Here is a 13,522-nt window from a genome sequence, read left to right as displayed (position 1 = left end):
AGAGGACATATATCCTCTACTCTTTTTCTATTATGAAGAAACAAGAAAATACCGTCTCTCCGGTCTCCCTACACTCCCATATGTAAGCTCCGCATAAACTCTCTTTCCAGATATTAAATACTCTAAATAACGCCTCGCTGTTGACCTGCTTACTCCTACCATTGTACTTAACACTTCTGCTGTAATTCCTTCTTCATTCACTATTAACATATGCTTTTTTATTTTTGCTAAAGTTAAAGGATCGATCCCTTTCGGCGCATATTCTATTTCAGTTCCTTTTACGCCTCTTTGAGACCATAAATGTTCTATTTGTTCTGTAGATAATTGATTATTTTTCTTCAACTGCACAATCTTTTTTTGATAACTTTCCAAACTCGCCTTAAATCGATCAAACATAAGTGGCTTTACGATATAATCTGTTACTCCGCCTCGTAAAGCGTGCCTCACTACATCTGTTTCCGATGCAGCTGTAATCATAATAATATCTGTATCATGTAAATTATGCCTAATATATGTGACAAGTTCCGTTCCTTGCATATCAGGTAAATACACATCTAATAAAACGAGCTGCGGCTTCACAAGATCTAGCCATTCTTTCGCTTGTTCTCCAGTCGTTGCTGTTCCAATTACTTTAAAGCCCCCAACCTTTTCAGTAAAACGACGATGAATGTCCGCAATTCGAATATCATCTTCTACAATCAATACTTCAATCTCCTCACCCATTACAATTCGCCTCTCTCTTTTGGTAATGCGATAATAAATAATGCACCACCTAAATCCCCTTTTTCGATTGCAATACTTCCATTTAAATCTTCTACTAGCTCTTTCACTTTTGCTAATCCATAACCTCGCTTCCCGCCTTCTTTCGTCGAGAAGCCTTTATAGAATATACTAGTAATGACTTCATCATGAATCCCTTGTCCTGAATCTTCCACTTCAATTACTATTTCTTCTCCAATATCAGTTACAAACATTCTTACCTTCTTATCATTCTCTTCATTTCTTTCAATTGCTTCAAATGCATTCGTAATTAAATTTCCTAAAATAGAAACGACATAATTACTCTCAATGTGCGGACTTAATTTATCTAAGCTACTTTCTCGATCTAGCATGAAATCAATCTTTAACTCTCGCGCTCTATTATAGAATCCAATTAAAATCCCACCTAACCACGGATTTTGAATTCGCTTCATAATAAATTGAACAAAATCTTGATATACCGCTGTTTCCTTATGAATAAGCTCTAAAGCATCCTCATATGATTCCAACTGAATAAGACCTGAAAGCGTATACAATAAATTGTTATATTCATGTGTTTGCGCTCGTAATGCCTCTGTATATTGCTTCGTCTGAGATAATTCTGCTGTTAATTGATCCATTTCAGATTTCAAACGTAAGCTCGATACAACGCCAGTTACTTTATTCTTTACTTTAATAGGTAGACGGTTCGCAATCACAGCCTGCCCTTTTATATTTAATTGACGATCAAACTGTTCTTCACCAGTTTGAAATACATCTAGTATTGTTGAATTAGGAATTACATTTAAAATAAATTCTCCAATAATATTTCGTTGTTTATCTAGCGAAAGAATATCATAAGCCGCTTGATTGACTAAACTAATCATGCCATTTTGATCAATAACAATAATCCCTTCACGTACAGATTGAATCACTGTACTATGCTCTTCGTATAAAGATGAAATTTCTTCTGGCTCCATCCCAAACATCATTCTTTTTATACTTCCCGCTAAATATATAGAGCCAATTATTCCAATTAAAAGACCAATTATTGTAATCCAAAATACGCGCTTTCCATACACTTCTACGGCTCCATGAATATCATCCATTGAAAATCCAACAGACACCACGCCAATAATTTCATTTTCCTGATTACGGATTGGAACTTTTCCACGTAATGAAGGGCCTAATGATCCAGTTGCTCTCGAAACATACGATTTCCCTTCTAATAGAACCCCTTCGTTATCTCCACCAACCATTTCTTCTCCTATTTTATCTCGCTTAGGATGTGCATATCGAATCCCCTCTTTGTTTCCAACTACAATAAAATCAGCATCTGTATCAATTCGAATTTTTTCTGCAATTGGCTGAATAATAGAAGCTGGATTTTCTTTTTGAAAGGCTTCCGTTATTTCAGGTATAGCAGCAACTGTTTTCGCAACATGCAAAGCCCGTTTACCAATTTGCTCTTCCACCGTTTCAGACAATATGTAATAAAATAAATAACTTGTTAGTAGAAGTACGACTAGAATAAGTGTACTAATTGTTAATGTAATTCTCGGTTGTAGTTTTAACTTTTTAAATTTCAAAACCATTCCCCTAACATAATTAAAGATGGAATTTAAAGAATTTACAGTCTTTTATAATTACACCTAATCATAACACGATTACTCTATATTTCTTTATTTTTATCTTCATAAAAAAAGAAACGAAGTACAATTAATACCTCGTTTCTTAACATTTTTTATTACACTTTAAATTTTCCAATCATCTCTTGTAATTCTTCTGCCATTTGCGATAAATGAACTGCTGCTGCATTGATTTCATCTACTGAAGCTAATTGTTCTTCTGAAGAACCAGCAATATTTTGAACGCTTGCTGCATTTTCTTCAATCGTAGCTGCAATTTCATTAATAGATGCACTAACTTGTTTTGCATCTACTGTCATTTGTTTCGCTACTTCTACCATACTATCAATTTGTACAACTGTATCATCTGTAGACTTCAATATTTCAGCAAAGCTTTGCTTCGTTTCATTTGCAACTACAAGTCCTGATTGTACTTCTGTTCCAACTTGCTTCATAGAGCTTACTGTCTCTTTTATGTCAAATTGTATCTCTTTTACTAGTTTTCCAATTTCCGTAGAAGACTGTCCTGATTGTTCTGCTAACTTTCGCACTTCATCTGCTACAATTGCAAATCCTCTTCCTTGCTCTCCAGCTCTCGCAGCCTCAATTGCAGCATTTAATGCTAGTAAATTTGTCTGCTCTGCAATATGTTGAATCACCTCAAGAATCGCTCCAATTTGTTTCGATTTATCATCTAACAACACAATAACTTTATCTGATTGTGAAACAGACTCATGGATTAATTGCATTTGATTCACAGTTTGTGCAACTAACTTCCCACCATCTTCAGCCTTTTTCTTCGTATACATAGATGCTGTGGATACTAATGAAGAACTATCTGCAACACGCTGAATTCCTTCTGTAACTTCTTCTAATAACGTTGCGCCTTCTTCAACTTCTTTCGTTTGTATTTCCGCTCCACTCGACACTTGCTCTATCGCTTGTGTAATTTGTTCCGTCGCTTCACTCGTCTGCTTCATACTAGCTGTTAATTCTTCTGAAGATGCCGCTACATGACTTGCTGAAGTATTTATGTTGGAAATAACCTTCTGTAATGATGCTGCCATCTCGTTAAAACTTTCTCCTAGCTGTCCAATTTCATCCCTAGAATGAACTGTAATGGATTCTGTTAAATCGCCTTCACTAATTTTTTTCGATGATATAACAAGTTGTTTTAACGGATTAATAATAGAAGCAATGATGAAGTAAATTAAAATCCCACCAATTATTAATGAAATGCCAATAACAGTTATCGTTTTATAGAAAATAGGTTCAGCTGCTTCAATAATTTCTTTTGAAGGCATAATTCCTGCTATTTTCCATCCAGTTATTTTATTTGTTTTAAAAGTGATATGGCGCTCTTCACCATCTAATGTGAAATTAAAATCACCTATTTCTTGTTTATACAACTTTTTTTCAAGCTTCTCTTCTACCTTATCCCCTGGCTTCATCGTTGGATGCGCTACTACATTTTTATCTTGATCAAAAATTGCTACATATCCACTTTTACCGATATTAACCATCTTCGAAGTGTTTACGATATCATTAATAATTAAATCAATACCGAGAACACCGCTCTTATCATCATTTTGTTTTGCTATTGTAATAACAATATTTCCTGTCGTTTTTGATTTATATGGAGCTGTAATAATTACTTCTCCACTTTTTTTCGCTGCCTCTTTATACCAATCTCTTTCTGTAGGATTATATCCTTCTGGCATTTGAATAGACGGTGATTGAATAAACTGCCCATTGCTGGTTCCAGTATAGATGGCTTCCAGTTCTGGATGTAACTTATTATATTCTTCTAGTTTATTTTGGATATTTTGTATTTGATCCGCTTGGTAACTCGATTGTGTAAATAACTTCGTAAAATAAACTGCATCTACTTTTTTACTATCCAATTCTTTATTAATTACATTATCCAAAATTTTTATATTGTCTTTCGCCGATTGTGAAATCGTTTCATTAAAATTTGTCTTCGCTTGTTGATAAGACGTCCAACCAATTACAATACTTGGAAGAATTAAAATGATAACAAATGATACAAGTAACTTTGCTTTTAAGCTACTACTCCTTAATTTTCCTTGAAACATGTTTCTACCCCTCCATATCGTTTTAAATGTAATTGCCTTACATTTAATTTCTTTATATAAATCTTACAATTAAAATGTATCAATGTGACTCTCTATATCTTTCTCTATTGAAGAGTTGATACATACCTTTTTCATTCTATATAATTTATATAATTAAAACAATATATAAAAATGTATATTGTTTTAAATATTATAATTCACAGAAGAACCTCTAGTATCTCACTTACTAGAGGTTCCTCACTTTGCTATTCTTTATCTTTTGCTACTTCTTTTTTCTCATCTTCTACTACAGATACAACAGGTTTATCGTTTGATAATTGTTGTACTGCTCCTTTTCCAGCAAATCCTTCTAATAACTCTTTTAAGTCAATGCCAGAAGAAGCTTTTAATGTTTCTTGCATCGTTGCCATTAAATCAGTCGCATAACCTGCAACTTTTCCGGCGCCGCTATTTTTACCACCGCCGCCTGTATCGACAACTGTAATTTTATCAATGTTGCTAAGTGGGCTTGCAACTTCCTTCGCATAACTTGGAAGCATGTTAAGAACCATATCCATAATTGCCGCTTGGCCATATAACTCAAATGCCTCTGCAATTTTTTGTTTCGCTTCTGCTTCTGCTAAACCTTTTAACCTAATAACATCTGCTTCCGCTGTACCTTGTGCTTTTTGTACTTCTGCTTTTGCTTGACCTTGCGCTTTTTCGATTTCCGCTTTCGCTAAACCTTCTACACGTACTTCTTCTGCACGAGCTCTCGCTTCAGCTTCAATCTTATATTGATCCGCATCTGCTTTTTTCATTTGTTTTACTTTTTCCGCTTCTGCTGATTGTTCAACAGCATAGCGATCCGCATCTGCCTTTTTCTTTACTTCTGCATCATATTGCTTTTCACGACGCGCAATCTCTTTTTCTTCTAATTCAATTTGCTTTTCACGCTCAATAATTTTAACTCGCATTTGCTCTTCTGTAACACCTTGTTGCGCTTTTGCTTGTTGTAATTCATAGGAAAGATCTGCATCTGCGCGAGCTTGTTCTTGGTCTCTCTTATAAGATTGTACTTTTAACTCTTTATGTTTTTCAGCTTCAGCGATTTGTGCATCACGTTGATACTCAGCTTCTTTCGCTTCTTTCTCAGCACGAGCTTTTTCAATTCGCGCCTCTTTTTCACGCTCTGCATTTGCAACTGTTGCATCACGCTTAACCATTGCAATTTGTGGCTGACCAAGTGCATCTAAGTAACCGTTCTTATCCATGATTTCTTTAATTGTAAAGGAAACGATGCGAAGTCCCATCTTCTTTAAATCTGTAGAAGCTACTTCATGTACCTTTTGAGCAAATTGCTCTCTATTACTATACGCATCTTCTACTGTCATAGAAGATAAGATAGCACGTAGATGCCCTTCTAAAACCTCTTTTGCTTCTATTTTTAACTCTTCTGTTTCTTTTCCTAAATATTGTTCAGCAGCTGTAGAAACCTCTTCAATGGTAGATCCTACTTTAATAATAGAAACACCGTTTACTGTAATCGGTACACCTTGTTTCGTATACGTATCACGTGTTCCCACTTCTAATTTGTAGTTTAATAGACTTAAAGGCTCTGCTCTTTGCATAATCGGAACTACGAAAGTACCGCCTCCACGAATAATCTTAATCTTCTTTCCATCATCAGTGGTAACTACATTTTTCCCGCCACCAAGCCAGTTTCCAGTAACAATTAATGCTTCATCTGGTCCAACTGTTCGATATTTTGTAATGAATACTAAAATGAGTAGAATTAAAATTGCGAGTAATACTCCACCGATAATTAATGGAATCGTCATGTAAATTCCCCCTTATAATTTTGGTTTCTTTAAAGAATAAGCGATGTTCTGTACAAGCAAAACACCATCTTGGACTCCCTCGATAATAACTTCAGTTCCTTGTGAAATATCTTTCTTCCCAACTGTTTTAGCTAGGATTGCATTGTTTCCAAATTGGGAGGAAATTAATACTTCACCAAACCCTTCTGTAGGAATAGTCGTAATGACCTCTCCCTTACAGCCAATGAATTCATCCATACGCTGCACAGTGTTTTGTTCTGCTTCTGCAATCGGCTTTAAAATTAATATTTTCATTATGAAAACACCAATAAAGGATATAGCAAATGCAGCCCCGAAAATAAGAATACTATTAAAGGAAAATAAATATTCTCCTATATAACTAAGTCCACATAACATGGCGAAAAAACTAAGTAATAAAGTAACAACGGATACAGATCCGCCTCCAAAACTAAATATGGATTCAAATATATCTCCAAAAAAGATATAAATAACAGTGAGTATAGTAGCAATAATAAATCCGTATAAATAAATTGTTTCAAGTGGATAACCAAACAAATCCATTTCTTATCCCCCTCTCTTAAACAATCCTTTTTTGTTATGTGTATGCCCCACCTCTTTCAAAGATTATTGTTCTTAATTTTCAGTTATTTACTTTTTAAAGAATAGCCTGTAAGACAGGCCTCTAAAAAAGAACAGGAGAAACCTATTGTGACAGGCTCCTCCTAGAAAATAACCGATATATTATATATCTATATAATATACTATTTTCCACAAAAAGTAAAGTTAAACATACATTGGAAAAGTACTTATTTTACTGATAATTCGTACGTTCCATCGCCATTATCATATTTATATACATACAAATAATACTTACCTGGTTTTGCACCAAATTTTGCTTCTATATGATTTCCGTTCGCTTGACCGTAAGCTGCATAATTTTGCATATCTGATTCATGGTGAAGTACCCATGTCATCCCAATTCCATACTTATTTAAAACGGAAATATCGATATCTTTCGCTGATGCTACATTAAATGTATAAACATCAGTGTGATCTCCGCCGATAAGGCTACCTTTTATAGTAGTGTTTAGCCCAATACGATTTGCTTCCTCTGGACGATTATTTGGTTCTGATTCTGTTAAACTTCCATCTTTAATCGTAACAGTTGTTTCGCTTCTGCTCTCTTTACCTTTATCATCTTTTACTCTTAACGCTACCTTATAAGTTCCTTCTCTTTCATACGCATGTACTGGATTAACTTCTGCACTTGTGCTTCCATCTCCAAATTCCCATAAATAAGAAACGATTTTTCCATCTTCATCATTTGAGCCATCACTTTTAAATTGAATACCTTCTTTTACAAGCCCATTATAAGGTCCATTTATATTAACTGTTGGAGCTTTATTTTCTCTATCATCTTTTGCGATACCGTGGAAGACTACATCATATTCAAATTGCTTTGAGCTATTCACACGGTAATTGACAAAGTATGCTGTAACCGTTTTGTAGCCACTCCATTCTTTTTGTGCCAGTTGTTCTAGCGTTTCATTTACTTTCTTACTCATTGCATTCCAATCTTCTGACTCACCTTTTGTTACACTACCTGTATACGTACCTTCTAAAGTAAATGTATTAAAGAATTGTGAGCTATGTTTTGTCATTTTTTCATCTTTCATAGGCAGCGTATCACTAATTTCTTTCTCTACTGCTGTTAGTGATTTCGGTGCATGTTCAGCTAAATAATCATTTGCTACTTCCGGCACACTATATTTATCTTGATTATCAATTAGCTGCTGCATATACTCTTGATACTCTTTATTTAGTTTAGAATCTTTACTTAAATTCTCACGATAGGCATCATAATTTTTCACGTCATTTGCACGAATTAAATCTTGAATTTTATCAAACGTTTCAAATTGATGTGTATATAAATAAGATTGCAATGCAAACGAGTAATTATAGAAATCCCAAGAACCATATTTAGCAAATAATGTGCGCTCTGCTGTATAACGGCTTGCAGGATCAGATGATAATCCACTAATGATACTCTTTCTCGGTACTACATTATTTGTACGAGTAGATCCTGCGAAAAATTCTGCATTTCCTTCTTGGAACCAAGTTAATCTCTCATTTTGATACATATCTCCTCTTCCAAATAAACCTGGCACTTCAAATCTCCCTTGAAGATAATGAGTAAACTCATGACGGAACAGCTCTTCTAAACTATAAATACTTTGTTCTGGCGTACGCTCATATGTAAAGAATGTTCCTGTTTCTTCAATATAAATTCCACCGTTGTTTGTTTCATACCCATACAATTGTCTGTTTAACTGATATTCGTCTGGAGTATTATAGATTACTATCGTCAATACGTCGTCCGCATTACCTGGCTCTAATGCTTTGTCATTCCCAATTACACGATGATACTGCGCTTTTACTTCCTTCGCAGCCCAGTATAGTCTCTTAATTTTTTCTTCTGATACTTTATCCCCTGTTTTAAACACAATAGATCCATCGTCGAATGTGTACGTTTTTGGTAAGTACTGTTCTTTTCCTTCTTTACGTATTTTCTCTAAATCTACTGTATTCCCGCTATAATCTTTCCCGTTATAATTTGTTGTAATTTGTTCTACTGCAACAAAATACGGCTCACTTAAACGCGGGTACATATGCATTGCTTGTGTAACAACCTCTAATCCTTTATTTGGATTACTATGAAACTTCCCTAAACGACTAGCGAAATAAATTCCATTATTAACGAGCCACTTATTTTCCGGTGTTACTTCATTTAAAAGAGCGATACGATTTATTTCATTAATAAACCGATCTACTTTCCCATACCACATTGTATCTTTTGCCTCTTTACGAGTTTCAAATAAATAAGATTGCATATCATAATCAATACCTTGCATAAGATCGTATACAGCTTGTCCTTTCATACGATCGTCTACATACGTACGAAGATTATCATTGTATTGTTTTAAAATATTAGCTGCGTATTGAACCGTTTCTACATCACTTGAAGCATTACTGATTAATTTACCGTATGCCGATACGACTGAATCTTGCTCATATGTACCGAGCTTAAAGTTTGGATTTGCTGCGATTGCTTTTAAAGCTGGTAAACATTTATCCTGGAAGCTTCTCTCATTTAAATCACTTAATTCATTATTGTAAAATGCAAGATAAAAAGCTGAACGTAACACTTCCGTAAACGTTTGAATTCCTTTTGAATCATCTTTCGTAAATGTACTACCTCGATGAGCTAATTCATCTATAACTACTTGCATTTTTCCTTTATCTTTATAAAAAGCCTTTGCATCTTCATTGAACTGGAATAAGTCTGTAATTTGATTCCACTTAATACTTCCTAGTGTTTCAACTAATTCTTGATCATTCATTTTATTTAAATCAGCCATTGAATAGCTTTCTTTCATTTGCTTTACTTCTGAGCTCTTCATAATAGATGCTGGTCGCTGCGAGAAGTCTCCTACTTGTAACCGTTCTTTAAACGATAATGTCTCCTCTGCTTTAGAAACGTGCCCAATCTCATCTACTGGCTTTTCAATTCCAACCGGTTTCGAATGCAATACATTATATGGCACCTTTTCTTCTGCTGATACATGAGTTTGAATTGCCCCCAGTGATAGAGCCATTGTACTAATGCTAAGCATTATTTTATTAATTTTTGATTTCTTGTTCATATCCTTGCCCCCTATTTAAATATTCCATCCAAGAATTTAACATAAAATCTAGATATAAAAATATTAAATGCAATATTTCATATTATTTCTTCTTACATTTTGTACATATCGTGAACAACCTCTCCTTTATCTAACCTCCAATAGGTATGAATCTATAGCGATTAAACAGTCCTTTTTCATGCATTAAAAAGGGAATATTTTGACAATTAAACTTTTAATTGTTATGATTAATATAATTGTTAACTTTATTAAACAAGGGTGGGATTCTATGATAAAAAAAGAGAACAGTGTATTTTATATCTCCATCTTGCTAACAACATTATTCATCATATGGGGAATTACCCCGGCAAGTTGGATACAAGGCTATGATTTACAAAGTGTTACATCTTCCTTAAATTCATTTATCCTCAATAAATTTGGATGGTTTTACTCTCTACTTATGACCGCAATGATTATTTTAGCCACTTATTTAGCATTTTCTAAGTACGGTTCTATTCGTCTTGGTAAAGATGAAGAAAAACCAAAGTATAGTTATCCATCTTGGCTATCTATGTTGTTTGGAGCAGGAATGGGAATTGGACTCCTCTTTTATGGAATCGCTGAACCAATTTCACATTTTACAGATCCATTAACAGGAAAAGCAGGTACAGAGGAAAGCGCCAAGCTCGCTATGCAATATTCATTTTTCCACTGGGGTCTCTTTCCATGGTCACTATACGCAATGGTTGCTTTAACAATTGCATATTTCACATTCCGCAAACAAAAAGGTAGCACAATTGGGGCTACAGTTACTCCATTATTTAATCGATCGAAAAATTCTCCTATCGGAAAAACAGTCGATATTTTAGCTGTTTTAGCCACAGTATTCGGTATTGTGCCATCTGTTGGGATTGGTGCTCAACAAATCGCCGGAGGATTAAGCTATTTATTCCCTTCTATTCATAACACTTTACTTACACAGCTCGTACTTATCGCCATCTTCGCTGTTTTATATTTAACAAGCGCACAAACGGGCTTAGATCGTGGGATTAAATATTTGAGTAACTTGAATTTCTCTCTTGCAGGTATATTACTCATCTCCTTTTTACTTTTAGGACCAACTGTATTTATTATGAAATATTTCACATCTACACTCGGTTCTTATATCGGATCTTTACCTAGTATGGGATTAAATTTAGGAGCATTTAATGAAAAATCTTCTTCTTGGATTGAAAACTGGACTATTTTCTATTGGGGATGGTGGATCTCTTGGTCTCCATTCGTCGGTACATTCATCGCTCGTATTTCTAAAGGGCGCACAATAAAAGAATTTATTATTGGAGTTGTATTAGTCCCAACTCTTATCTGTACATTTTGGTTTGCAGTATTTGGCGGTACCGCTATCCATATGGAAATGTTCCAATCGCTTGGAATAGCTGATGAAATCGCAAAAAACGGTACAGAGATTGGATTATTTGCTGTTATTTCACACCTACCATTCTCTACATTTTTAACGGTTATCGGGTTAATTTTAGTAGCCACATTTTTCGTTACTTCTGCCGACTCGGCAACGTTTGTTGTTTCAATGCAAACGAGTAACGGAAGCTTATCACCGAAAAATAGTTTAAAACTTATATGGGGATTAACAATCGCGATCATTGCAGCTCTTTTATTACAAGCTGGAGGATTAAATGCACTACAAATTGCAGCTATAATCGCAGCACTACCATTTTCTATCGTAGTCGTTCTTATGGTTACTTCGCTCTTTAAAGAGCTGCGAAAAGAAGATGTTAATTCGCAAACGAAAGAAGTTCCGAAAAAAATAAAAAAAGTTATGTAAAGATTAGCACCCGAATCCATTATTACTGAGGGCGGCAAAGTAAATTAAATAAAACCCATTCGTATGAATTATAATCTTCATACGAATGGGTTTTTACTCTATTATATAGTGTTGTAAACATGCTTTCTCCTCAAAACCTACTTTCTTGTACAATTTCATCGCACGATCATTATTCGTATTCAAACATAGTTCTATCTCTCTCATCCCTTGGAAGGAGAAAATATACTGAATTGCCGATTGTAATAAGCGCTCTCCGACACCTTTTCTTCTACTATTTTCAGCAGTTGCAATAAATTCGATATTCGCTTCTTGAAACTCCGCATTTACTTCAACATATACGTAACCTTCTAACTTATCATTCTTCATACTTACAAATAATTTATTCGTATCACTTAAACGTTCGATAATTTCATTTCCTTCATAATACGTATTAGGAAAAACATTATTGTGTAAAGAGATAAACTTCTCAAATACTTTTGGTAAAGCTTCTTCTACATTACATATACTACGTTCTTCCACAGTATTATGGCTTAAACTAAAAATACTATGTCGATCTTGTTCTTTTGCATGTAAATCCTTCATTAAGCGGGCACAATTATTATTTTCCACATGATAAAAACCATAAAACTTTTCAATATAAAAAGGCATCTTTTCTATAAGCTCTTCCCACATATGTAAAGCAACTTCTTCCCAATTTGCTGAAAGAATAAACGGTCCCCAAATTTCTGCACACTTTTTTACTTCATCCACATCAAATCCTAATACACCTATTAAATTATTATTCTCATAAGTAGCAACAAAAGATTGTTCCCATCCTATATCCGAAAAATCATGGATAATTGTCTGTAACAACTCCTCTTTCTCGTCTCCACAATAACCAACATGATGAGTAGCGTCTTTATTTACAGTTGCAATAAATGACGCAATCTCTTCAACCTTTAAAATAGTACTAACATACATAACCTCTCCTCCTTCTCTAATACATTTACACTTTTTCCATTTATATCCTTCAAAAAAAAAGACATTATCATAAGCATATTTCAAAATGAAATCGCCATAATAATGTCTTCTCAAAAAATTATATAACTATTTTTCGTTATAATAAGATAAAACGTTTTTATTTCTTAAATAGTCTCTTTCTAAATACAAACATACTCAGTGCTGAAAGAACTAATGCTACACCTGAAAGTAATGTTGGTGTATTCTCTTGTCCACCTGTTGCTCCTAGTGATTTCTTACTTTCTTCTTGTTTATTAATAGCCGATTTATTTCCTGCGTCTTTTGAACCTTCAATTTCTTTTCCTGGCTCTTTCACCTCTTCTTTCGGACCTTCAACTTCTTTTGTTGGCTCTTTCACTTCTTCTTTCGGACCTTCAACTTCTTTTGCTGGTTCTTTTATTTCTTCTTTTGATCCTTCAACTTCTTTTACTGGTTCTTTTACTTCTTCTTTCGATTCTTCAACTTCTTTTGTCGGTTCTTTTACTTCCTCTTTCGATTCTTCAACTTCTTTTGTTGGTTCTTTTACTTCTTCTTTCGATTCTTCAACTTCTTTTGTCGGTTCTTTTACTTCCTCTTTCGATTCTTCAACTTCTTTTGTCGGTTCTTTTACTTCCTCTTTCGATTCTTCAACTTCTTTTGTTGGTTCTTTTACTTCCTCTTTCGATTCTTCAACTTCTTTTGTTGGTTCTTTTACTTCCTCTTTCGATTCTTCAACTTC

At 34.3% G+C, this 13,522-nt stretch carries 9 protein-coding genes and 1 pseudogene; 1 reads left to right on the top strand and 9 read right to left on the bottom strand.

Going from position 1 to position 13,522, the window contains the following annotated elements; genetic code table 11:
• Positions 1–30: 30 nt before the first annotated feature.
• The 7 genes and pseudogenes from PDL00_RS22485 to colA all read right to left on the bottom strand — a co-directional run bounded on the left by PDL00_RS22485 (position 31) and on the right by colA (position 9,986).
• Positions 31–723 carry a response regulator gene (locus tag PDL00_RS22485; protein WP_061677005.1) on the bottom strand — a complete coding sequence of 231 codons (693 nt, stop codon included), beginning with the start codon at positions 721–723 and terminating at the stop codon, positions 31–33.
• Complete coding sequence (locus PDL00_RS22480) at positions 723–2,333, bottom strand: ATP-binding protein (RefSeq protein WP_081110163.1); 1,611 nt, start codon at positions 2,331–2,333, stop codon at positions 723–725. Before PDL00_RS22480 ends, PDL00_RS22485 begins: the two co-directional genes overlap by 1 nt.
• 152 nt (positions 2,334–2,485) lie before the next feature.
• Positions 2,486–3,346 carry a methyl-accepting chemotaxis protein gene (locus tag PDL00_RS34905; RefSeq protein ID WP_396022501.1) on the bottom strand — a complete coding sequence of 287 codons (861 nt, stop codon included), beginning with the start codon at positions 3,344–3,346 and terminating at the stop codon, positions 2,486–2,488.
• A gap of 81 nt (positions 3,347–3,427) precedes the next feature.
• Positions 3,428–4,462 (bottom strand): annotated as a pseudogene (locus PDL00_RS34900) (HAMP domain-containing protein); the annotation flags it as partial.
• 245 nt (positions 4,463–4,707) lie between these two features.
• Positions 4,708–6,282: a flotillin family protein gene (locus tag PDL00_RS22470; RefSeq protein ID WP_098237772.1), complete on the bottom strand. Its 1,575-nt coding sequence runs from the start codon at positions 6,280–6,282 to the stop codon at positions 4,708–4,710.
• A gap of 12 nt (positions 6,283–6,294) precedes the next feature.
• Complete coding sequence (locus PDL00_RS22465; RefSeq protein ID WP_270731228.1) at positions 6,295–6,843, bottom strand: NfeD family protein; 549 nt, start codon at positions 6,841–6,843, stop codon at positions 6,295–6,297.
• Between the two features lie 245 nt (positions 6,844–7,088).
• Entirely contained in the window at positions 7,089–9,986 is a 2,898-nt protein-coding gene (colA, locus tag PDL00_RS22460) for a collagenase ColA (protein ID WP_270731227.1), read from the bottom strand.
• Between the two features lie 268 nt (positions 9,987–10,254).
• On the opposite strand from colA, the gene opuD reads away from it, so the two are divergent.
• Positions 10,255–11,805 (top strand): glycine betaine transporter OpuD, encoded by a 1,551-nt coding sequence (gene opuD, locus PDL00_RS22455; RefSeq protein WP_270731226.1) that lies wholly within the window; start codon positions 10,255–10,257, stop codon positions 11,803–11,805.
• A gap of 93 nt (positions 11,806–11,898) precedes the next feature.
• On the opposite strand, the gene PDL00_RS22450 is transcribed toward opuD, so the two are convergent.
• Together PDL00_RS22450 and PDL00_RS22445 are read right to left on the bottom strand one after the other, a co-directional pair.
• A complete protein-coding gene (locus PDL00_RS22450; protein ID WP_242257448.1) occupies positions 11,899–12,765 on the bottom strand; it encodes a GNAT family N-acetyltransferase in 867 nt (288 codons plus the stop codon).
• Positions 12,766–12,922: 157 nt separating this feature from the next.
• The coding region (locus tag PDL00_RS22445) for an LPXTG cell wall anchor domain-containing protein (protein ID WP_270731225.1) at positions 12,923–13,522 on the bottom strand (600 nt) is incomplete at its 5' end.

This window comes from Bacillus cereus group sp. TH152-1LC, from assembly GCF_027710505.1.
Classification (GTDB): domain Bacteria; phylum Bacillota; class Bacilli; order Bacillales; family Bacillaceae_G; genus Bacillus_A; species Bacillus_A mobilis.
Note: the sequence above shows the minus strand (reverse complement) of the source record. Positions and strands in the feature narration are given on the sequence as shown.